The sequence below is a fragment of the Autumnicola musiva genome, assembly GCF_031846585.1.
Taxonomy (GTDB): domain Bacteria; phylum Bacteroidota; class Bacteroidia; order Flavobacteriales; family Flavobacteriaceae; genus Autumnicola; species Autumnicola musiva.
Map to the genome: position 1 here is coordinate 42,346 of NZ_JAVRHK010000014.1, position 22,656 is coordinate 65,001.

The following is a 22,656-nucleotide window of genomic DNA, read 5'->3' on the forward strand; positions in this document are numbered from 1 at the left end:
CCACAAGCAACGTCACCCTGAACTTGTTTCAGGGTCTACATGTTGGAAGCAACAATCAAAAAGATGCTGAAATAAATTCAGCATGACGAACCTGCTGATGTAGTTCAGCATTAAGACTATGAAAGTTTATAGTAACTTGATACAATGAAAACAAGCTATGTTTATCTTCTAACAAACAAGTCCAGAAACATGCTTTACATTGGGGTCACTTCTAATTTACCGGCACGAATTATTCAACACAAAGAAGGAAAGGGGTCTGACTTTACAAGAAAATACAACCTCTCCTTTTTAGCATATTTTGAAGAGTTTTCAGATATCACGCAAGCCATTGCAAGGGAAAAGCAGTTAAAAAACTGGCATAAAGAGTGGAAATGGAATCTCATTAAATCTCAAAATCCTGAGCTTAGGGATTTATTTGAAGAGTTGTAAATATTATTGAAGAGATGCTGAAACAAGTTCAGCATGACGTGGTGGATTGCCCACCCTGAATTCAACATTACGAAAACAACAAATCAAAACTCCACAAGCAATGTCACCCTGAACTCATTTCAGGGTCTGCACGTTCGAAACTGCAAACTAAATAGATGCTGAAATAAATTCAGCATGACGAACCTGCTGATGTAGTTCAGCATTAAGACTATGAAAGTTTATAGTAACTTGATACAATGAAAACAAGCTATGTTTATCTTCTAACAAACAAGTCCAGAAACATGCTTTACATTGGGGTCACTTCTAATTTACCGGCACGAATTATTCAACACAAAGAAGGAAAGGGGTCTGACTTTACAAGAAAATACAACCTCTCCTTTTTAGCATATTTTGAAGAGTTTTCAGATATCACGCAAGCCATTGCAAGGGAAAAGCAGTTAAAAAACTGGCATAAAGAGTGGAAATGGAATCTCATTAAATCTCAAAATCCTGAGCTTAGGGATTTATTTGAAGAGTTGTAAATATTATTGAAGAGATGCTGAAACAAGTTCAGCATGACGTGGTGGATTGCCCACCCTGAATTCAACATTACGAAAACAACAAATCAAAACTCCACAAGCAATGTCACCCTGAACTCATTTCAGGGTCTGCACGTTCGAAACTGCAAACTAAATAGATGCTGAAATAAATTCAGCATGACTTAGTAAATCGCAATTCTGATTCAGCAGGACGAAAAAAAATAAATCAAAACTCCACAAACAATGTCACCCTGAACTTGTTTCAGGGTCTACAGGTTGGAAACTGCAAACAACAAGATGCTAAAATAAATTCAGCATGATGAAAATCACTTTCCACTTAAAAACTCACTTTAAACCCATTATTCATAAGCCTTGGATCCCCAGCTGTTTCCTGCCGGGAAATCCAGCTGATACTTATAGAAATATAATCCAGTTCTTCCACCACTTTTCCGCGGCACAAGTAAATTCCTTTATTCCGCAGCGGATATTTTTCCGCAGACTCCGGAAACTGAACAGTATCGAAAATATCCCCGTTTTCATCATAGAAAGTTCCGAAATATATATACTTCCCGTTTACTGTACCGGTTTTTTTAGCGGTAATCAGGTTACCGTAAATTTCTATTTCCTTTCCTATATACCTTTTTAAATCTGCGGCATTTACTGCAGGTTTCATAGGAAACTTCAGCAAATCAAAATGACTGCTCAGCGGAAATCCCAGCAACTCCATCTGGTCATAAGCTTCAATTAAACGGGAAAATTCAAATTCCGGCAAATCAAAATCTTTATGCTGCGGTTTAAACAACACCGCCTGATTGGATTTAGGCTTACTTTTACTTAATTTAAAATGTGCTTTCCAAAGCAAATGATATTTATCAAGTCCGGTAAACCTAAAGGCATTGATCTTCAGCAAAATACCCAGCTGCTCAATAGAAATATGAATACGGTCTATAAAATCGTCCAGCGACTTAAATTCTCCAAAAAACTGCCGGTTTTCCAGAATCTGCTGAACAACTTTTGTTTCTAACTCCTTAATATATCCAAGACCCAGGTAAACATCTTTCCCGTAGATAGTATTGGGATGATCGCTTTTGTTGATGCAGGGCGCATGTACCGTGCCGCCGCATTTTCTTATTTCCTGGATATAGGTTTCCACCTTATAAAATCCGCCACCGTTATTTAACGCCGCCACCATAAATTCCAGCGGAAAATATTTTTTAAGATAGAGGCTCTGGTAACTCTCCACCGCATAGGAAGCGGAGTGTCCCTTCGGAAAAGCATAGCCGGCAAAAGATGAAATCTGCTCCCATACCTCTGTGGTCAATGCTTCAGAATAGCCTTTTTGCTTACAATTATCCCTGAAGGTTTGTTCAATTTTTTGCATTTGGGCTTTAGAAGTTTTCTTGCCGCTCATTCCGCGCCGCAACACATCGGCATCGTCTAAATCCAGTCCGGCAAATTTATAGGCAACTTTCATCACATCCTCCTGGTAAACCATCACGCCATAAGTATCCTTCATAATTTTGTACATCACCGGATGCGCCTGTTCTCGGCGTTCAGGATCGCGGTGGCGTTTGATGAATTCCTCCTTCATGCCGGCGCTGGAAATCCCCGGCCGAATTACAGAACTGGCCGCTACAAGATTTTCATAATTATCGGTCTGCAATTTTGTGAGCAGCCCCCGCATGGCCGGGGACTCCACATAAAAAACTCCCATACAATCACCAACTTTCAGCAGATTATTGATTTCGGGATCATTTTTAAAAACGGAAATATTTGCCATATCCTCAATATAAGCCCCGGGCTGGTTGCGCTTAATGATTTCAATGGCATCGGTGATTTTCGAAAGTCCGCGCTGGGCCAGAATATCGAATTTATGGATCCCAACTTCTTCAGCGATATTCATATCAATCTGAATGGTGCGAAAACCTTTAGGCGGAAGAAAAGTGCCGGCATAGTTGTGTACGTCCTCATTCAAAATTAAAATTCCGCCGGAATGAACACTAAGGTAATTCGGAAAACCTTCAATTAAGGCGCTGTATCGCAGCACCAGTTTTTCTAATTCATCCAATTCTTTATAATTAAAAAATCCGGCAGAAAGTTTATCGATCTCCTCTTTAGGCAGACCAAAAACCTTCCCCAGCTCCCGCGCCACCGCCCGCCGCTTAAAAGTCACATAAGTTCCCATAAGCGCGGTATTTTTATAAGTTTCAAAAATATGAGCCGTTACATCGTTACGGTGTTTCCATGAAAAATCAATATCAAAATCGGGTGGAGATTTACGGTTGGCATTGATAAAGCGTTCAAAATAAAGGTCGAGCTCAATCGGGTCTACATTGGTAATGCCAATAATATAGGCCACGATGGAATTGGCACCGCTCCCCCGCCCTATCACCGGATAATTTTCACCCTTTGCATATTCCACAATTTCCAGGTTGATTAAAAAGTAAGAGACGAATTCCAGGTCAATAATTATCGAAAGCTCCCTATCTACCCGCTCCAGAACTTTTTTCTCCGCATCGGGATACTTTTTAGGAAAATTTTTATAACAGATTCTCTTCAATTCATGTTCATCTTTCTCTTTCCCTTCTAAATATTTCAGATTTTTGCTTTCTCTCTTTCCAAATTCAAAATCCACCCTGCAGCTTTGCATTATCTTTTTAGTGTTTTCAGGAATATGAGGAAATTCCTCAAATTCGGCTTTCAGTTTTTTCAACGGCTGCATTTGGTGCGAGAAACTTCCCTGTTCGCTTTCGGGAAGTTTACTCAGCAAGGTATTATTATCTATTGCCCGTAGCAGGCGGTGCGCGTTATAATCTTTTTTACTGCGGAAGCTTACGCTCTGCAGCAGTACCAGTTTATTTTCCATGTTCCGGTATGTCGAAAACTTTAATTTCTGAAGGTTTTCTGCAGAAACCCCGATAAATTCATTCTTGCTGAAATTTGTTTTTTTTTGAGCAACCACTTTTTCAAAAGGATAAATAATATAACAATCGGGCAGCTGCGGAGCCTGCGCAGCGAAATCTTTTTCTATATGCAGGTGAGCCGAAAGATGCTCATTCAGCTGCCGGAAACCTTCATTATTTCTGGCAATCCCCAAATATTGCTGATCCACTCCATTCCTGAAATCGATCCCCACCAAAGGCTGTATACCAAGCTGCGGAGCAATCCTTAGAAATTCCAGGCAGGCGGAAGTATTGTTGATATCGGTCACCGCCAGGGAATTTACCCCGTTTTGCTGTGCAAGTTTACATAACTCCTCCACCGGAAAAGTGCCGTAACGAAGAGAGTAGTAGGTGTGGCAGTTTAGGTACATCTCGGTTGTGGGTTATCTGTTGTCTGTTGTTTGAGTGTTAAGCGTTAGGCTGTAGGCTTCAGTTGTTTTTTTGTTGGGGTTTGATGTTGTTCTTTGCTGTCTGTTATTGTTATTAAAAAAATTCCTTCCGACACAAAAGCTCCTCCCATTTTTTCAAGGGGAGGTGGCCGAATTCCGCTGAATCTGCAATGCAGCTGTAGGTTAATTTGATTTTATCTTTTTATAAATAATCATTTTTTCCTCTTCACTTTTAATTTTGTACTTCCTAACATGCAGACCCTGAAATAAATTCAGGGTGACGGTAGGTACGTCATGCATGAATTTCGTCATGCTGAACTCGTTTCAGCATCTTCTTGTTTGAAGTTTTGAACATGTTGATCCTGAAATAAATTCAGGGTGACATTTTTTAAAACTTCAACTCTCCACTTCTCACTTTTCAATTCCAACCTCTAACTTCTAACCTCAAATTACTGTTTCCTGTGCGCCAGCACCACAGGAGGTTCGCCGTTAAAGGGATTTCCCATGCGGCCAATGGTTCTCGTGTCCATAGTTACCGCACGCCGCACGCTGTGTTCGCCGTATTTATTACGGATGTGGTCCAGCGAATTATATAAACTCAACATCTCCTCACTGTCATCAAAAAGGTTAATTTGGTAATTTCCGCCTACTAGTCCGGTAAACTTTACCCCGATAAGTCTTATCAGCAGCCTGCGGTTATAGAGCTGTTTAAAAAGCTCTTCTACCTTCGGGATAAGAATATGATCGGCGCTGGTATAGGGGATTTTTGCCTGTTTCGTATAGGTTTGAAAATCGGAATAGCGGATTTTCACACTCACATTAGAGGTAAGTTTATTTCCTTTGCGAAGTTGGTACGCCAGGCTTTCGGCCATCGCAACGAGTGTGGCATGCAAACGCACCACGTCTATGGTATCGCGGCCAAAGGTACGTTCGGTAGAGATCGACTTGCGTTCATGAAAAGGAATGATAGGCACCTCATCAATCCCGTGCGCCCTTTTCCAGATCGTCCGGCCGTTTTTTCCCAGCACGCTCTCCAGCATTTCCACCGGCATCTCCTGAATGGTCCTGATCTCCCTGATGCCCAGGTTGAGTAAAGTCTGAAAAGTTTTATTTCCGATCATCGGGATTCTATTGACTTCCAGGGGAGCCAGGAAATTCTTTTCATTTCCCACTGGAATAATGTTCCGGGCATTGGGCTTGGCGACGCTGGTAGCGATTTTAGAAACTACCTTGTTTTGAGAAAGTCCGAAAGAAATAGGGAGTCCGCTTTCTTTGATGATAGTTTCCCGCAATCCTGATGCAAACTGTTCAATCCCGAAAAAGCGATCCATCCCGGTAAGATCGGCATAAAATTCATCTACACTGGCTTTTTCAAAACCCGGTACGCGGCTACGGATAATCTCGGTCACAGTATGGGACTCTTTGGTATAGGTCCCTGCATTTCCTTTAATCACCGTTGCCTCAGGACAAAGCTGCCGGGCTACTTTCATGGCCATTCCGGAATGCACCCCAAATTTACGGGTTTCATAACTCGCAGCCGCTACCACGCCACGATCTCCCATTCCGCCCACTATTAGCGGCCGACCTTTTAATTCGCTGTTTTGCTTTCGTTCCACCGAAACAAAAAATGCATCCAGGTCCAGATGTAAAATTGACTTTATTTTCATTATTTGGATTTATTCCTTTTAAATGGAATATTTCCAAAAGTATAAAATTAGCAACAGGAAGAAACCCGAAGCAATGTTAAAAATGAGATTAATCTCTATTAAAAAATTATTCAAAAACCTGTATTTTCATTGCACATGAACCTTCCAAACAAAATAACCCCCGTCACCTGTGCCATCATAGAACAAGATGAAAAGATCCTTTGCGCCCAACGCAGTGAAAAAATGAAGCACCCCCTAAAATGGGAATTTCCCGGCGGAAAGATTGAAAAAACCGAAAGTCCCGGGTCCTGCCTGCAGCGGGAGATAAAAGAAGAGCTGGGAGTGGAAATTGAAATCCTTGAGCAGCTCCCGACTTCCAAACATACTTATCCCGGTAATATCATTATCAGTCTTTTACCCTTTCGCTGCAAAATCACCAGCGGGAAGATAACATTAGCAGAGCATAAACAAATTAAATGGCTTAGTTTAGAGGAACTAAGAATTTGGATTGGCTGGAGGCGGATATAGTGGTGGTTGAATTTCTATTTAAATAGGTATATTTATATTCCTATCGCAAATGTGACCTAAAATTATATGATAGATTTTAAAGAAGTGATATGCTACAATGACCAACGTGTAAACTGTCCTATTTGTGGAAATAGAACTGAAATAATTTTAGATTTGTCACATACAAATGAGCAGACACAAATTCATAAATGCTTATTTCAAAGTTGTAAAAATTAATTTGTCACTCAAATCGATATGAATGAAAAAAGGGCAAAAACTTTGGAATAGGGAAGAATTAATTTTAGCAATAAATCTATATTGCAAGTTACCTTTTGGTCGATTACATCGGTCCAACCCACAGGTCGTTCACCTTGCAGAGTTAATTGGAAGAACACCCAGTTCAATAGCCTACAAATTAGTGAATTTTGCAAGTCTTGATCCTAGTTTACAAGCAAGAGGAATAAAAGGTGCATCTAATGCAAGCAAGTTAGACAAAATTATCTGGGATGAATTTTATAACAACTGGACAGATCTACCATTTGAAAGTGAAATATTACTATCCAAGTTTGAAAATAAATCGATTGAAGAATTAAACGAAATTGACTTAAAAAATCTACCCGAAGGAAAATCAAGAGAGCAAATTGTAAAGGTCAGAGTGAATCAATCATTTTTCCGTAGTTCCATTTTAGCTTCTTACAACAATACTTGCTGTGTAACAGGGATAAGCCAGAGTGAACTTCTTATTGCAGGACATATAAAACCTTGGAGTTCTGATGAGCAAAATAGATTAAATCCAAGGAATGGTATTGCCATAAATGCTTTACACGATAAAGCTTTCGAGAGTGGGTTGATTACAATCACACCAGACTACAAAATCAAAATTTCTAATATTATATTGAAACAAAAGAAAAGTGATTCTCTTGAAAAATATTTCTATCAGTACGAAAACCAGGATATTTTTTTGCCATCAAAATTTTTACCTGATACAGAATTCTTGAAGTATCACAATGAAAATAAATTTCAGGGTTAGCTTCCGGTCTTCTCCCCAATCCACCGGTCAATCTTCTCTTCCAGCAGCTGCAAAGGAACAGCTCCTGTTTCCAGTACTTTGGTATGATACTCCCGAATATCAAACTGGTCTCCCAACTCTGTTTTTGCACGCTCGCGCAGTTCCCGGATTTTAAGCTGCCCGATCTTGTATGAAAGTGCCTGGCCGGGATTGGCCATATACCTTTCAATTTCTGAGATTACACTGGCTTCAGATTCAGCTTCGTTATCCAGCGAATACTGTATCGCCTCTTCCCGGGTCCAGGCTTTGCTGTGCAAACCGGTATCTACCACCAGCCTTACTGCACGGTGCATCTCTGCGCCAAGCATCCCGAAATACTGGTAAGGATCTGTATAAAGCCCCAGTTCTTTTCCAAGGGATTCTGCATAAAGAGCCCAGCCTTCGCCGTAGCCACTATACCAAAGGGTCTTCCTGAAATCCGGTAAATCCTCATTTTCCTGCGTTAAGGAAATCTGGTAGTGATGACCCGGGATGGCCTCGTGCAGGAATAGCGATTCATCACTGTACACGTTGTAGGCAGAAGCATCGGGCACAGGAACGTAGAATATCCCCGGTCGGGTACCGTCCAGGGAACCGGGATTATATTCGGCACTGGCCGATTGCTCCCGAAATTCTTCAGTCCTTCGTACTTCAAAAGCTGTTTTTGGTTTTACGTTAAAAAGCCTGCTCAGGTTCGGCTTCATTCGCTGATGAATGTCTTCAAAATTGGCGACTACCTCTTCTGCCGAGCTGTAAGGCATAAGATCTTTGTTCTCCCGCACATAATTGAAGAATTCCTTAAGGCTGCCTTCAAAGCCCACCTGCTCCTTCACTTCCGTCATTTCCTGCGAGATACGCTCCACTTCCCTTAGCCCGAGCTGATGGATCTCTTCGGCAGTCATATCTGTAGTGGTGTAAAGCTTAATCTGGTGTTTGTAAAAGTCCTCTCCCCGGGGAATATCAGCAATTCCGCTGCTCTCACGTCCTTTTGCAAGGTAATCTTCCGCCATAAAATCGTGCATCTTTTTATAAGCAGGGATCACTTTCTCTTTAACCATCTCCTTATATTCAGCCGTGAGCTGCTTTTTCTCTTCTTCAGAAAAATTATCAGGAAAATTATTCACCGGCCCAAAGAACAGGTGATCTTCAGCATTACCTTCAGCCATAGAAGCGAACTGCGGAATTACCTTTGTTATAAGGGAAACCGGTAAAACATAACCTTTGGCCATACCTTCACGCATCCTGTCTTCCGCAGTAGTCATCCAGGTAAGGTAGCCTTCAACACGATCAAGCCAGTTCTGGTAATCTTCCACCGTTTTAAAAGGCTGCGCTCCCATGCCGCTGGCAAGTTGCCCCATAAAGAGATTAACAGACCACATCTGGTCTATGGGCATATACTTTTCCTTTTCAAATTCCAATCCTTCCAGATTAATTTTGGTCTCCCAAAGCAGAATCTCCTTACTCATTTTTTCACTTTCTGAAAGATTGGCGTCGTCAATTGCCTGTACTTTATTTCTATATGTTTTGTAATAATTCCGAAGGCTATCGTTATACTTATCTGAAAGGAAATTCGGAAAACGATCGTTGTACCGCATATCTCCCGAAGTGGTCGCAGAAATCGGATTCAGTTGCAGTCCGTCTTCGTAATAATTATTCAGGATTGTATCGAGTTTTGCACCGGCCGCCATTGCAGCCTCCTCCTGTGTACTTGTCTTTTCGTCTTTGCATCCTGTAAGCAACAGGCTAAGTAGCAGCACCGTAGTGATTTTTTTAAACATTTTCAGAAAGTTTAGGTGAAGCCACTAAGATAGGGAAATGTTTATTCTCTATTGTTAACTGCTAATTATCTAGATTATCTTTACAGAAGCAATTTTCTTATCCACTGGAGCAGCTAAAATATAGTAAACTGGAATCTCGTCATGCTGAACTTGTTTCAGCATCTAATTCACGGGTTGGAAATCAAAACCAACCTGAAGACCCTGAAACAAGTTCAGGGTGACGGTTATATTTAAAGCTGGATTTGCACGAATGATTCCATCAATAAGAGCAGGGAAATATCAGAACTAAAATAATTAATTGATCTTCTAAATTATACAAAGCAAGGCTCGTCATGCTGAACTTGTTTCAGCATCTCATCAATGTTTGAAAGCAAAACCAACCTGAAGACCCTGAAACAAGTCAGGGTGACGGTTATATTTAAAGCTGGATTTGCACGAATGATTCCATCAATAAGAGCAGGGAAATATCAGAACTAAAATAATTGATGATCTTCTAAATTGTAACAAAGCAAGGCTCGTCATGCTGAACTTGTTTCAGCATCTAATTCATGGGTTGGAAAGCAAAACCAACCTGAAGACCCTGAAACAAGTTTAGGGTGACGGTTATATTTAAAGCTGGGTTGGCCTGAAAAATTTTTATCAATAAGAGCAGGGAAATATCAGAACTAAAATAATTGATGATCTTCTAAATTGTAACAAAGCAAGGCTCGTCATGCTGAACTTGTTTCAGCATCTAATTCATGGGTTGGAAATCAAAAACCAGCCCCATGAGGTCCTGAAACGAGTTCAGGGGGACGGTTAGTATTTAAAGCTGAGTTTGCATAAATCTATTGAACCTCGGTAATTCTTCTGCTAAAATTTTCAACAAATACAAAAAAACTCCCGTTTCCGGGAGCTTTTTCCAGCTTAACAGGAGCCAATGGTAATCTATTTCAGGATATCACCTTAGTTGATTTACTATTTGTTATGAGACCGTGAAACAAATTCAGGGTGACGATAACAAGCTTTTGAGACAGCTTTCTTTTTTCAGCTTAAAAATTATATTTTAAACGTATGCCGCCAAAATAATTCGCTTCATAAGGAGCGGGTAAATAGGCATCTGGCAGCTGGTTTAAAAATACCATGTAATAATACTGGCTTCCGGTGATATTGCGCGCGCCGACATAAACATCTGCTTCAAAATGGCCAAAATTCTGCCTGTATCCAAGCTTCGCATTCAGCAAGTTATAAGGATCGGTTACATTTGCACCGTCTGAAGTAAACGGCACGGTATCACGATAGGAATAGTTAATATTTCCGTAGAACCCGGCATTGGACTGTAAATCCACCCCGGCATTTACCACCCATGGCGCCACACCAGCCACAGCATTTCCGCTGTAATCTACCTGCACGGCTTCACCTTCGGAATTTAATGATTCATAGGCATAATCTTCATATTCAAAATCTGAATATGTGAAATTCCCGTAAGGACGAATGCTTCGGAAGAAACCTGCAGAAGATTCATAAGCATTAAACTTCAGCAGCAATTCAATTCCTTTGTTATCCAGTTTTCCGCCGTTGGCGATATAGGTATAGGAGGTGGTGTTTTCATCCAGAGGCACAGCCACTGAAGTGAATTTGTTCTTAAAAAAGGCATTAAAAACAGCCGCTTCATAATACAAACGATTGCTGAAAAGGCTTCCCTTAGAACCAATTTCTAACTGATCGCCCACTTCCGGCTCCAGCCCGGTGTTAAGTTCTCCTGAAGTGGAAAGCACAATATTACCACTCACCGGCGCATTGTAGCCCCGGCTGTAAGACGCGTACACCGAAACATTGTCGTTAAAGATTTTGTTAAGGGCGAAATGCGGTGATACCAGGTTGTGGTAATCGGCATTTACATTTCTTTCCATGTCGCTATCGGCTTCATACATGCGATTCTCCAGGTCTATATTCATGGAACTCATGCCCACGCCCGCGGTAAGGGAAAAGTCCCGCGGCATCTGCAGCGTCCATTCAGTAAAAATGTTGGAATTATTAGAAACAGCAAACTGATTGCTTCTCAGGCCACCAATAATGTTATATCCCTCAGGATCTTCAGGGTTTTCCACCATTCCGTAGCCAACAATCTGCGCACGTTGCTCCTGAAGTTCAAAACCCGCACTTCCGTTCAGGGCAAAATCATTGTTCAGATTAAAGCTGAAATCGAAAACCGACCGGGTGCCGTAATTTACCGGCGTCTTATCTGTCCAGCCTCCTGCCGAACTGGCGTTGCTATTCACCCCCGATCCAAATACGGAAGTGGTGTTGGAAAGCCAGTTATTAAACAAATAAGAATGGCTAAGCCCGGCCCTGAAGCTAATCACTTCAGAATGTGCATTATTCTTGATATACCTGGCGCTCCCGCTGTAATCCAGATTATTATATTGCTCTATGGTAAGCTCACCCCCGCGCTGATCATAGCTATTACTATAGCCAAAGTAAGCCGAGAGGTACTGATTTTCATTCGGGCGAAAATCGACCACGGCATTTACAAAATCTTTGTCAGAAGCAGTGTGCGCCATATATCCATCAGAAGTCTGATGCCCGTAATTCAGCAATAAAGAGGTGTTTTCTGTTGCCGTGGCAAATTTGGTCGTGGAACGTAACAGGCCGTAATCTCCTACCGTTAGCTCCTGTCCCAGCGATATCTCCCCGGCTTCGGGCCTTTGCGTCTGCAATTGCACCACTCCCGCAATGGCAAGGCCAAATTTTGTTCCCGCAGGTCCTTTGATTACATCTACCGAACCTATAGAAGCAAAATCAATGTCATCCAGCAAAGTTACCCCTTCAGCATCGGTCACGGGAATATTGTTAAGATAAACCTTGTACCCCTGCCCGTCAAAATTATTGGTGGCGCCCCTGAAACCAACACCATTGCCATAGCCGCGAATATTGAATTGCTGGCCGGAAGACACTGCCCTCCGGTTCATGCTTACCCCCGGAACATTGGCATTTATCGCATCATCCAGGTACAGGCCCGTGCCACGATTGAGTTCTACGGGGTTCAGCTGCACTTCAGAAACCGGATTTTCCAGCGCCCGCTGTACATGTAAAGCAGTTTTTAACTGCACTTCCCCAAGTTCTGCAACAGAAGGAATGAGGGCGATATTAAGAGTTTTACTACAGTCTTCTATAGTCGCATTCCAGCTGGTATAACCAACAAAACTCACCTCCAGTTCCATTCCACGTTTGCAGCGTACATCAAAATAGCCATTTTTTCCGGAGCTTCCGGCAGCCAGGCTATTGATACTGATTTTTGCATCAGAAAGCGGTTCACCGCTTTTCGCATCTATTATCCTCCCGGCAAGCCTGCTGTTCTGGCTAAATCCAGGGATGGAAATTAATAATATAATTAGGTATAAATATGATTTTATCATGTATTTCAATTTTAAATAAGTTTAATAAGAGGACAAGCAACCGTAATAACGACCACTTTTACTTAGGTTGAAATAATCTGCTTTTTAGCTTCTGCTTTACCTAAAACCATAGTAGAGTACCTCCGGAAGATTAGCCGGAGTGGGAATTGGAAAATCTAAAAAATTAAACAGAATATTTATTTGAATGTTAAACCCATTTTGGCGGAGGCCCGGAAGGCTCCAGCCCCGGAGGTGTATAAAAATTGAAATGCCGGGAATTAATCAGCAAATTTTCTTCAGGAGTAAATAGCGTTAAAGCATCAGGCAGATTCCTGGGCTGAAAGAAAACCTTATGAAAAGATTTTGCCATTTTGCCATTCCTTTTATTGCGTTTGGAATTCTTCTCCAGCTGTTTTTTAAGACTGGCCAGCAAAATAGTTTCTTCCTTATCTACAATACAATAGTACACAATGGTGTTCTCTCCATCTTCAGCTCTTACCACATCATACATCTTACCCCTGTATCGAAATTCACCGTCTTCATGCCAGTGGAATTCCTCTTTTGTTTCTGAAGAATATTTCAGCTGTACCAATTCCTCTTCCGGAGTACCGTCAATAATTTTTTGTCTCACTTCCGTTTTAATCTGGTAAAGCTGAATTCCGAAGGTGATATAAAACCCTACGGAATTAAAGGAGAAGATAAAAAGTAGCAATATTACTGAAGCCTTTTTCAAGAGCTGGAAACTTAAAATGTAAAAACTAAGATAATTAAAATAATGCCGCAGTTCTTCACGGGGTATATTTTTCTTCTTATAAAGCATGTCTCAATATATTCCTGTCCGGATTAACACCTAAAGTGGATTTAGCTCATCATTTCAAGATAGCAGAACAACACTCCCTCTCACGGGAAGACCTGGGGCTGGGGTGAGGATGGAGTACATATCTCCTCAACCAAATTACATAGCATATTTTAGGATTTCTTAGCGGACAATCATCCCCTCTTTACATATTTGATAAATTTTATGTTTTAAAAATAAATATTTATCATATACATAAGTTTATTCTTAATTTTTTGTAAATTAAACCGTTATTATTTTTATAAATACATAATCATGGATGATACTTTTCACAATTCCGATCTAATTAGAAATTGTACAGGCAATTTTATTTTCAGAAAAAGAGATGCGTTTAAACTTGATCCTTCTGGAGTGATAATCCCGGCCCGCAACTTAAGTTTCTACAGGCTAGGAGGAAAATTTATAAGTATAAATATGGAGCAGGCAAAAAGTTCCAAAACGGGAAGGAGTTTTAAATGTGCATACAAAATGATGAAAGCATTTAACCATTCTCTTAACTGATTTCAATGCTAAACCTTATTCTTTTTTCTCAGAAATACCCATCAGCTTAATCTTCCGTTGGGTATTGCTATTATCCCTTTCCCATATAATAGTATAGGCGCCTTCTGAAGTAAATATTTTGTATGTATTTCCATTCTGCATTTAAATACCCTCCCGGGAACTAATGTTTTCTCCAGAATTACAGGCAAATTCTTTCAAATTCATATTTTCAATAGCTCCTTTAAAAGCTAAATTAAATTGCAAAAAAAGGCTGCCGTTAAAATCATGTTATTTACAATGCTGTTAACGTGCTTCTTTTCAGATAATTTGGATATTGAAAATAATCCGAGAACGAATAAAAAATGAATCTAGAAAATAAAATTGCTGTGGTAACCGGGGCCAGCAGCGGAATTGGCAAGGCAATAGCCAGAAAACTTTCTGCTGAAGGTTGCCTGGTAGCCCTGGCCAGCCGCAATGTTGAAAAATTAGAAAAACTACAAAAAGACTTACCCGGTAAAAGCCTGGTGGTAGAAATGGACGTTAGCCTCACCGATAGTGTGGTGGCGGGATTTAAACAAATCACTAACAACCTGGGCAAAATTGATATCCTGGTAAATTCAGCCGGAGTCATGCCACTTACCTATCTCAAAAACCGTCATTTAGATGAGTGGCTGCAAACTGTGGAAGTAAATCTGAAAGGTTGTTTGCGCTGTATATATTCTGTACTACCTCATATGAAAGAACAACAAAGCGGGCACATTATTAATATCGCCTCGGTAGATGGAAAAGAAATATTTGAGGGCGGTGCAGTTTACGGTGCTTCAAAAGCTGCAATTATTGCACTTTCCAAAGCTATGCGAATGGAGCTTTCTCCCGAATTTAATATTCGTGTTACTTCCATAGAGCCGGGAAGCGTCGCAACAGAATTGCGAAATGATATTAGTGACCAGGAGTTACTTAAGGATAAAGACTACAGTGAAGATGAACCCAAACTTAATACCAAAAATATTGCCGATGCGGTTTTTTATGCTATTTCACAGCCGGAGACCGTTAACGTAAATGAATTATTAATAAAGCCCACAGGCAAAGCATAAAAATCAATTACTAACCTTTAAAATTTAAATAATGAGTAGTTTATTAACCACAGGAAGCAAATTCTTAGCAAAAGGCGCTATTTTTAGAGCAGGAAGAAAAGTTGTAATGAACGGTGGAGTACTTGGCGCCACACTTGGCGCCGCCGCCGGAGTTGGATATCTGGCCTATAAGATCTTCAAAAAGCAAAATGAGGAAGAAGATTTGAGCAAAAACCATAAAGAAGTAAAAGGAGACAAAAAAATTGTAGTTTAACCAATAGTCCCCCCGGTGATTAACAGGCTGCCGGAGTTTTCTTTGTCTTTCTGAACTTTCAGAAGTCATGGGGAATTCCGGCAGCTTTTTTTAAAGCCGTGTCTTTAATGCAAGTACTGATTATAGATACCATTCTTAAATTTGAAAGCGTATAAAGAGACGAGAGATACTAACTTTAGAACAGAATTATAAAAATACGGAGTAAGATGTTATTCAAATTTGTTCTATAAAATTCCGGCACCTAGTCTTAATTAAGCTACCTTTAAACCTTCAACCCAGGTATACAGAAGTTGAAAACAGCCAAAAAGATAATTATGAGTAAACAGCAGGAGAATTTAAGCAACATGAGATGCCTGGACCTTTATCTGGAAACTTTAGATTCCCGGGAACACCAAAAGGTTGCTAAAAAGATTGAACCTTTAGAAACCACACCTGCCCCACTTACGAGTATGGATATTTCTTCCGCCAGCTTTCATTATGAACTTACTGAGGCAAAACGTGGAAAAGAATTAGATATCCTGCGTCGCTTTAACAGGAAGTATAACTGGCATTTTGATTTTAATTCTATTATGGAACAGAATTATGATGCCATTGTACTTACAGATAATGAACAAGTTATCAATTGGGTTAGCAAGGGTTTTTATCATATGACCGGTTATACTTCACAAGATGCGATTGGAAGATCTCCGCAGTTTCTACAGGGGGCTAAAACCGATGACGCCACCGTTAACCGAATAAAGCAAAAACTGGGAAAAACTAAGGCTTTTACCGAAACCATTCTTAATTATCGTAAAAACAATGAAGAATATTTATGCGAAATAACTGTAATTCCCCTGCTTAACGGGAATAAAAAACTTACCCATTATCTCGCTCTTGAAAAGGAAATTTTGCCATAACCGCTGCTTCTTTAAGCTGGTTGGTTAATTTATTTTTTTAAGTGAAATGCCGCTGATGGAAAAAACTGTTTCTTCTGTTGCTTCTATTTTTATTTTGCTTTCAGTATTAATCTGCAGCGATTTTTTATTAAAGTGAAATTCTTTCATTGGCTTTACCTCAAGCATTTCCCCGTTTAGCAATATTTTAAGCCCGCCTTCTGAAGTTTCCTCATCAGCATTTTTCTTATTCAGCTCATACGCCAGCGCTTTATCTTTGCCGAAATTGGTAAAAAGAAGCTGTACATTATATTTCCCTTCAGGAACTTCAATTTCTACATTTTTAACTTCGCTAAGGCCCTTTTGAAACAAAGGATCATCCTCTGTATTCCTGATATTCGTACTGCTTTTTATTGATTTGGCGCCTTCTGATATTTTAAGTTGTTCCAATGCTGAAGCCGGTATCCACTGCCGGCATTGATTATCCATAAAATAGCTATTGGTTCCAAAATTAATTCCCAGCCAGTCATGTGCCGAAAAATCAGGTTTTTGCCATACAAGATCAAGCTGATCTTCCAATTCATTTTTCCGGTTTAAAACTTCAATAGAATTGGAACCTTCTTGCAGCTTCAGCTTTACTTCCACAATACCGCCTTCAGGTTTTTTCTCAGCTGTTTTAATACCATTCAGCTTTATAATTACTTGCTGATTAGAAATTATTTTCAATTCTTTTTCCGCAGAAAAATCTATATGTACCGGTACATCACGGTAAATTCTGCTGAATTTCTCATCGGGCCGGAGCATGGCCTTGTACCAGTAATAAATATTCTTTGGAGAACGATCAAAATTCACCAGGCCTTTCTGGTTTATATGTGGCATGGCATCGCCACGAAATTCAGAGCCAAAATCTGCAAAATTCCACGCAGTCATTCCAATTACAAAATCCCTTTCCAAAACCTGTTCCAGGTATCCCTGATGGTACAATAGCTGATATTCTTCAGTAAAATCGAATTTTTCGGGATTATTACTATGCAGCCGTGCATCTGCTCCCACACCATATTCAGAAATAATTATTGGCCGCTTCGGAAATTTCTTGTGTTCCGAATCTAAAAACCCACCTAAATCCTGAATTCCCCCCTCGTACCAACCATAGTAGAGATTCCACCCCAGAACCATCGGCAAGCTGGTGATTCCGGTTTCATTATAAATCTGGTTACCATGAATCGCCATCACCGTAATATGCTTCGGGGCAAGTTCACGCGTAAGATTTTCAAGTTTTCGGGCAAGTTTCAACGTATGGTCAATAATTGCCTTTTTCCCCTCTCCTTCCGCATTATCAAAGACCATCCTTATAAAAATCTCATTCATATACCCGATAAAAATAAAGGAGGAATTATTGTAATGCTGTGCAATATGTTCCCGCTGCATTTGCAGCACATTCTTTTCATAAGCCTCATAATCTTCTGCAACAGGCACTTTATTTACCACGGGGATTTCAGACCATAGAATAAGGCCCAGGCTGTCTGCCGCACGATAGATTTCCTGATCCTGCGGATAATGGGCCAAACGCAAAAAATTTGCTCCCATTTTTTTGATATTTACCATATCCTGAAGTTGCTTTTCCACAGGCACGGCATTACCCAAACCTTTCCAGTCCTGATGCCTGTTAACCCCAATAAGCTTCAATTCCTCTCCGTTTAGCTGAAAGCCTTCTGCAGAAGCTTTGAATTTCCTGAAGCCGATTTTATGTTCATAAACATCCAGCTGTTCTGAAGCATCATTTAAAATGGCAATTCTTATGTTGTATAAATCCGGAACTGCCGGGGACCAGAGTGCAGGATGCTCTACAGCAAAATTAGTACTTAAGGTTTCTGCCACATTTTCTTCTCTGGAATACACCTCTTTCCCTTCAGGATTTTGAAGAGAAATTTTTAAAATTAATTTTTCCCCTTCCGGATTTTCAATTCCACCTGAAAGCTGCACTTTAGCATTAAAATTTTCATCCATAACTGGATTTATTTTTACAGCATCGGTTCCGGCTTCCTTTTTAAAATGAACCTTGTTTTCCTCCACCAGCCATACTTTACGATAAATTCCGCCATAAAAGGTGAAATCTGCATCCAGGGGAGGAATAGTTTCATCATGTGCGTTGCTTAATTCTACCCTTATCTTATTTTCTCCCGGCTTTAATGCTGAAGAAACAGGAACCTGAAAAGCGGTATAGCCGCCCTGATGTTCTCCAGCCAATTTATTGTTTACAAATACTTTTGCTTCCTGATTTGCGCCGTTAAAATGCAGATAATAAACCTTTGAAGAATCTTTTATCTGAATGGTCTTACTGTAAGTACCATTCCCGCGCCAGTAGCCGGGCTCATCATCAAAGGCATCTTCTGCATTCCAGGTATGGGGGAGGTTTACCTGCTTCACTTCAGGATTTTTTTCCGAAGAAAACTGCCATGTTTTCAATTCGGTTTTCTGCGCAAAAAGCGTAAGGGAGAAAAACAGGATAAAAAAAGGGAAATTTTTCATTTATAAAAAGATGTTTTTTAAAATATAAAATTAAGTATTTATGCACATTTCCCTGCAGAGAAACCTAAAGAAAACCTAAACTAACAGATGCAGGAATTATATTTTTTAACTTCGCTATGCGACCTGACCAAAATGCAAAATTTAGCCGATTTAGTTATGCCCTTTGCAATTGCCCTCATTATGTTGGGTATTGGTCTGGAGTTGAAATTTAAAGATTTCCGGAGGGTTCTTCTAAAACCGCGGGCGATAATTACCGGGCTTATTTGCCAGATAATTTTACTGCCCACAATTGCTCTTATTTTGATTTATTTCTGGCCCATAGAACCTATGTACAAAATAGGGATTATGCTTATAGCAGCTTGTCCCGGCGGCACCACTTCTAACCTGGTGGCAAAATTTTTGAAAGGCAGGGTGGCACTTTCAGTTTCTCTTACCGCTTTTAACAGCTTTCTTATCCTGTTTACCATTCCCGCCATAATGGATCTCAGCTTTTACCTCTTTCTGCAGGAAAACCAGCAAATTTCACTGGAGTTTTGGGTGATCATGAAAAAAGTGTTGTTCACAGTTGTACTACCCGTACTTAGCGGGATAATTATTAGTGAATCGGTTTCAGAAAGAATAAAAAGAGGCCTGCATAAACCCTTAAAAATCATACTTCCCGCACTTCTGCTTATACCTTTTGTGGTTGCTATATTTTTTGATAAGTCTAACGGTGATATTCAGTATTTTAAGCATATAGATCTTCTTATCCCTCTTTTTATGCTGAATGGGATAACCATGTTGGCAGGATTTTACCTGTCAAAAATCACTGGTCTTAATCATAGAATCAATTATACCGTAGCTATAGAAATGGGACTGCAAAACAGCGTACTGGCACTTTACATTGCCAACCAACTCCTCCAGCATGATGAATTGAACCTTATTGCGATTCTTTACAGCAGCTTTTCCCTGGTCTCTACATTTTTAATTGCTTATGTTTTAAAACGCATTCATTACCCGAAAGAAGAACATATAGAGGAGTAAAACTACTTTACCGTGCCATATTTGCCTGTTTTTTTGCACCATGGCTTTTATATGGGCCAGCAAATCTTTAACTTTAAAAAAAAAACTATGAATTACAGAAGACTCGGAAAAACAGAATTAGAAATCTCGGAAATATCCCTTGGAACCTGGCAGGTTGGAGGTAAATGGGGCTCTGGCTTTGATGATAAAAAAGCAGATGAAATCCTTAATACAGCCATAGATGAAGGCGTAAATTTTATAGATACTGCCGATGTGTATGAAAAAGGAATGAGTGAAACTGCCGTGGGGAGAGTGGTACGTTCACGTTCAGAAAAGATTTATGTTGCCACTAAATGCGGCCGGCAGATAGATCCTCATACAAGCGAAAATTACACTCCTGAAGCACTAACCAAATATGTGGAAGACAGCCTGCAAAGAACCGGGCTGGAAACACTTGACCTGGTGCAGCTACATTGCCCGCCAACAGATGTATATTACCGTCCTGAAATTTTTGAAACCTTTGACCGGTTGAAGGAACAGGGAAAAGTGCAAAATCTTGGGGTTAGTGTGGAAAAAGTGGAAGAGGCCATTAAAGCTATTCAATATCCTAATGTAAGTACTGTACAAATTATTTTCAATCTTTTCCGCCAGCGTCCTTCAGAATTATTTTTTGAAGAAGCAAAGAAACATGACGTGGGGATTATAACCCGTGTACCACTGGCCAGCGGATTACTTACCGGCAAATTTGATTCCAATACTCATTTTGATGAAGAAGATCACCGGAATTTTAACCGCCACGGTGAAGCCTTTGACAAGGGAGAAACTTTTGCAGGAGTTGATTTTGAAACGGGCCTGAAAGCTGTAGACGAACTTAAAAAGCTGTTTCCCAATGCCGAAAACCTGGCGCCAATCGCACTGCAGTGGATATTACAGTTTAAAGAAATAAGCTGTATTATTCCGGGGGCCTCCAAAAAGGAACACCTGCTATCAAATACCTCGGTCTATAAATTACCTGACTTAAGTGAAGACAAAATCAGGCAGATGAATGCTATTTATGATAAGTATATAAAACCACAGGTTCATCAGCGCTGGTAAAATCAAAATGGAATAAAGTAAAAACCTGTCCTAGCGGCAGGTTTTTTTTAGTTATAATATTTCAATATAAGCTTTTATCCAGCAGCAGATATATCCTAATTTCAGTAAAAATTATTTTTAAAAGTTATCAAATTTTTAATATCTTAAGAGTAAATTAACAAATGTTCATGTTAAACGACTCGGATAAGATAGCAAAATTATGGAAATCCCAGTATTCTCCATATATTTTAAAGTATTCCCAATATGAAGTTACCGAGCAGTTTCAAAAATTTGCTGCGGTGTTTGCCCCCGGGGAGTCCTATTTTTATATCCTGAATATGCATAATCTTGAGCTGGATTATATTTCCCCGGGGGTGACGCAATTTATGAATACCAGTCCGGAAAATGTAAGCATGGAACAATTGCTAAAGGCTGCCTTACCTGAAGAAATCGAAAAACTGGAGAAAAAGGAAATGGTGATAAAAGATTTTTTTACAAGATATCTTAAACCTTCCGAATTGCTGGACTACAAGATAATTTACTCCTATAAAATGACAGATTATAAAGGAAAAAAGAGACTTATGCTCATGCAGGCCACGCCTTTATCTGTTACTGAAAGTAATACTCCCCTTCATGTGCTTACCATCCATAGTGACATTTCTCATTTGGCAAAAATAAGTACAGGAAAGGTTTCTTTTATGCACCTAAAAGGCGGGAAATCTTTTTTTAATGTTCCAACCGATAGGGAAACTTTTAACCCAAAGGCAGGAAATTCCGAACCTGATATTTCCTCGGCACTCACCAGTAGGGAAAAAGAAATTATAGATCTCCTGGCTAAAGGCTATGGAGCCAAACAAATTGCGGACTGTCTTAATCTATCCATTCACACAATCCATACGCACAGAAAAAATGTACTTGCAAAAAGCGGCTGTAAAAATACTGCGGAACTTATTGCCGAAAGTATGATGGCCGGTATTCTACAATAAAAGAACGGCCATAGAAATAATATCTATGACCATTCTCTCCCCCTACAGACTAATTCAATTTTATTCCTGAAATTAAGGCTTTACAATATGATAGCTTTTCAGCGTCTCTAATTAGAATGCAAAACCCAAACCTATATTGGCTATAAATCCCTCGAACATATATTTTTGAGGTGAGCCTTCGGTGTCAAAATAATCATCCAAATAAGCGGTTTGGGTTGCTGTTGAACCATCCTCGAAACTTACGACCATAGTAGCACTTTTGGGCAATTCCATAAATGCATATCCAATTTCCGGTCTAAAGTAGAATAAGGCTCCCAGTTTCGCCCCTAACTTCACACTGAACGAATTACGTTCAAATTTCACATTTCCCGTACCTGTTTTACTATCATCTTCCTCTGAAGACACATCATTTAATGTTGTATCCATTTTCAATGCACCATAACCGGCTCCTACATATAACCCTTTCCCCGATTTAAAAAAATAATAATTTAAACCTCCTTCATAATACGTGTATTTAAGTTCCGGAGATTCCTTATCTCCTACCAGCAGTTCAGATAAAAATCCAAAATCAAGACTGGAATATTCCACGTTCACAGCCAGTTTATCATTTAAAAGAGGAGTAACATACTCCACGTTACCGCCTATAAGATTTGGAAAACCCAATTTCAGGCCTAGCCGAAATGGTCTTACTTTTTCTGTACTTTGGCTGCGGTTGTTATACTGAGAAATTTCCTGCGCCGAAACTCCCCCACCTGTTCCAATTAAAATCACAATAACCAGAATTCTTAAAAATCTTTTCATATCTCTGCTTGATTAGTTTAACAGATTAAAAATGAAATTAGTTGGGGCGTTTCAACAGAAGTAAAAGTAGAAAGG

Annotated in this window: 17 protein-coding genes; 10 read left to right on the forward strand and 7 right to left on the reverse strand. The window is 39.9% G+C overall.

Annotated elements, in window-relative coordinates:
- Window positions 1–144 precede the first annotated feature (144 nt).
- Window positions 145–429, forward strand: a complete 285-nt coding sequence (locus RM539_RS15565) for a GIY-YIG nuclease family protein (protein ID WP_311504341.1) — start codon at window positions 145–147, stop codon at window positions 427–429.
- A gap of 236 nt (window positions 430–665) precedes the next feature.
- Complete coding sequence (locus tag RM539_RS15570; RefSeq protein ID WP_311504341.1) at window positions 666–950, forward strand: GIY-YIG nuclease family protein; 285 nt, start codon at window positions 666–668, stop codon at window positions 948–950.
- A 334-nt stretch (window positions 951–1,284) separates the two neighbouring features.
- On the opposite strand, the gene RM539_RS15575 is transcribed toward RM539_RS15570, so the two are convergent.
- Together RM539_RS15575 and dinB are read right to left on the reverse strand one after the other, a co-directional pair.
- Window positions 1,285–4,260, reverse strand: a complete 2,976-nt coding sequence (locus RM539_RS15575) for a DNA polymerase III subunit alpha (protein WP_311504342.1) — start codon at window positions 4,258–4,260, stop codon at window positions 1,285–1,287.
- Between the two features lie 467 nt (window positions 4,261–4,727).
- Complete coding sequence (gene dinB, locus RM539_RS15580; RefSeq protein ID WP_311504343.1) at window positions 4,728–5,945, reverse strand: DNA polymerase IV; 1,218 nt, start codon at window positions 5,943–5,945, stop codon at window positions 4,728–4,730.
- Between the two features lie 135 nt (window positions 5,946–6,080).
- Between dinB and RM539_RS15585 the strand changes: the two genes are divergently transcribed.
- Window positions 6,081–6,452 carry a (deoxy)nucleoside triphosphate pyrophosphohydrolase gene (locus RM539_RS15585; protein ID WP_311504344.1) on the forward strand — a complete coding sequence of 124 codons (372 nt, stop codon included), beginning with the start codon at window positions 6,081–6,083 and terminating at the stop codon, window positions 6,450–6,452.
- A 238-nt stretch (window positions 6,453–6,690) separates the two neighbouring features.
- Complete coding sequence (locus tag RM539_RS15590; RefSeq protein ID WP_311504345.1) at window positions 6,691–7,461, forward strand: HNH endonuclease; 771 nt, start codon at window positions 6,691–6,693, stop codon at window positions 7,459–7,461.
- Here the strand turns inward: RM539_RS15590 and RM539_RS15595 are convergent.
- The 3 genes from RM539_RS15595 to RM539_RS15605 form a co-directional block, all read right to left on the reverse strand.
- Window positions 7,458–9,257: a DUF885 domain-containing protein gene (locus tag RM539_RS15595; protein WP_311504346.1), complete on the reverse strand. Its 1,800-nt coding sequence runs from the start codon at window positions 9,255–9,257 to the stop codon at window positions 7,458–7,460. The genes RM539_RS15590 and RM539_RS15595 overlap by 4 nt on opposite strands.
- A gap of 1,031 nt (window positions 9,258–10,288) precedes the next feature.
- On the reverse strand, window positions 10,289–12,655 hold the full coding sequence (locus tag RM539_RS15600) for a TonB-dependent receptor (RefSeq protein ID WP_311504347.1): 2,367 nt from the start codon (window positions 12,653–12,655) through the stop codon (window positions 10,289–10,291).
- A 187-nt stretch (window positions 12,656–12,842) separates the two neighbouring features.
- Entirely contained in the window at window positions 12,843–13,367 is a 525-nt protein-coding gene (locus tag RM539_RS15605; RefSeq protein WP_311504348.1) for a hypothetical protein, read from the reverse strand.
- 965 nt (window positions 13,368–14,332) lie between these two features.
- On the opposite strand from RM539_RS15605, the gene RM539_RS15610 reads away from it, so the two are divergent.
- From RM539_RS15610 to RM539_RS15620, 3 genes are all read left to right on the forward strand, one after another.
- A complete protein-coding gene (locus RM539_RS15610; protein ID WP_311504349.1) occupies window positions 14,333–15,064 on the forward strand; it encodes an SDR family oxidoreductase in 732 nt (243 codons plus the stop codon).
- Between the two features lie 31 nt (window positions 15,065–15,095).
- Window positions 15,096–15,317 (forward strand): hypothetical protein, encoded by a 222-nt coding sequence (locus tag RM539_RS15615; protein WP_311504350.1) that lies wholly within the window; start codon window positions 15,096–15,098, stop codon window positions 15,315–15,317.
- 314 nt (window positions 15,318–15,631) lie between these two features.
- Entirely contained in the window at window positions 15,632–16,213 is a 582-nt protein-coding gene (locus RM539_RS15620) for a PAS domain-containing protein (protein ID WP_311504351.1), read from the forward strand.
- A 24-nt stretch (window positions 16,214–16,237) separates the two neighbouring features.
- On the opposite strand, the gene RM539_RS15625 is transcribed toward RM539_RS15620, so the two are convergent.
- Window positions 16,238–18,718, reverse strand: a complete 2,481-nt coding sequence (locus RM539_RS15625; RefSeq protein ID WP_311504352.1) for a glycoside hydrolase family 2 protein — start codon at window positions 18,716–18,718, stop codon at window positions 16,238–16,240.
- 87 nt (window positions 18,719–18,805) lie between these two features.
- Between RM539_RS15625 and RM539_RS15630 the strand changes: the two genes are divergently transcribed.
- From RM539_RS15630 to RM539_RS15640, 3 genes are all read left to right on the forward strand, one after another.
- Window positions 18,806–19,741, forward strand: coding sequence for a bile acid:sodium symporter family protein (locus RM539_RS15630; protein ID WP_311504353.1), 936 nt, complete (start codon window positions 18,806–18,808; stop codon window positions 19,739–19,741).
- A gap of 87 nt (window positions 19,742–19,828) precedes the next feature.
- The gene (locus tag RM539_RS15635; RefSeq protein WP_311504354.1) at window positions 19,829–20,815 is read left to right on the forward strand and encodes an aldo/keto reductase; all 987 of its coding nucleotides are present in this window, start codon (window positions 19,829–19,831) and stop codon (window positions 20,813–20,815) included.
- A gap of 167 nt (window positions 20,816–20,982) precedes the next feature.
- Complete coding sequence (locus RM539_RS15640) at window positions 20,983–21,780, forward strand: LuxR C-terminal-related transcriptional regulator (RefSeq protein WP_311504355.1); 798 nt, start codon at window positions 20,983–20,985, stop codon at window positions 21,778–21,780.
- A gap of 111 nt (window positions 21,781–21,891) precedes the next feature.
- On the opposite strand, the gene RM539_RS15645 is transcribed toward RM539_RS15640, so the two are convergent.
- On the reverse strand, window positions 21,892–22,581 hold the full coding sequence (locus RM539_RS15645; protein WP_311504356.1) for a hypothetical protein: 690 nt from the start codon (window positions 22,579–22,581) through the stop codon (window positions 21,892–21,894).
- Between the last annotated feature and the right edge of the window lie 75 nt (window positions 22,582–22,656).

Bases quoted from the DNA above. Each gene is read 5' to 3' on its own strand.
- RM539_RS15565 (WP_311504341.1), top strand. From the start codon at position 145: ATGAAAACAAGCTATGTTTATCTTCTAACAAACAAGTCCAGAAACATG.
- RM539_RS15570 (WP_311504341.1), top strand. From the start codon at position 666: ATGAAAACAAGCTATGTTTATCTTCTAACAAACAAGTCCAGAAACATG.
- RM539_RS15575 (WP_311504342.1), bottom strand. From the start codon at position 4,260: ATGTACCTAAACTGCCACACCTACTACTCTCTTCGTTACGGCACTTTT.
- dinB (WP_311504343.1), bottom strand. From the start codon at position 5,945: ATGAAAATAAAGTCAATTTTACATCTGGACCTGGATGCATTTTTTGTT.
- RM539_RS15585 (WP_311504344.1), top strand. From the start codon at position 6,081: ATGAACCTTCCAAACAAAATAACCCCCGTCACCTGTGCCATCATAGAA.
- RM539_RS15590 (WP_311504345.1), top strand. From the start codon at position 6,691: ATGAAAAAAGGGCAAAAACTTTGGAATAGGGAAGAATTAATTTTAGCA.
- RM539_RS15595 (WP_311504346.1), bottom strand. From the start codon at position 9,257: ATGTTTAAAAAAATCACTACGGTGCTGCTACTTAGCCTGTTGCTTACA.
- RM539_RS15600 (WP_311504347.1), bottom strand. From the start codon at position 12,655: ATGATAAAATCATATTTATACCTAATTATATTATTAATTTCCATCCCT.
- RM539_RS15610 (WP_311504349.1), top strand. From the start codon at position 14,333: ATGAATCTAGAAAATAAAATTGCTGTGGTAACCGGGGCCAGCAGCGGA.
- RM539_RS15615 (WP_311504350.1), top strand. From the start codon at position 15,096: ATGAGTAGTTTATTAACCACAGGAAGCAAATTCTTAGCAAAAGGCGCT.
- RM539_RS15620 (WP_311504351.1), top strand. From the start codon at position 15,632: ATGAGTAAACAGCAGGAGAATTTAAGCAACATGAGATGCCTGGACCTT.
- RM539_RS15625 (WP_311504352.1), bottom strand. From the start codon at position 18,718: ATGAAAAATTTCCCTTTTTTTATCCTGTTTTTCTCCCTTACGCTTTTT.
- RM539_RS15630 (WP_311504353.1), top strand. From the start codon at position 18,806: ATGCAGGAATTATATTTTTTAACTTCGCTATGCGACCTGACCAAAATG.
- RM539_RS15635 (WP_311504354.1), top strand. From the start codon at position 19,829: ATGAATTACAGAAGACTCGGAAAAACAGAATTAGAAATCTCGGAAATA.
- RM539_RS15640 (WP_311504355.1), top strand. From the start codon at position 20,983: ATGTTAAACGACTCGGATAAGATAGCAAAATTATGGAAATCCCAGTAT.
- RM539_RS15645 (WP_311504356.1), bottom strand. From the start codon at position 22,581: ATGAAAAGATTTTTAAGAATTCTGGTTATTGTGATTTTAATTGGAACA.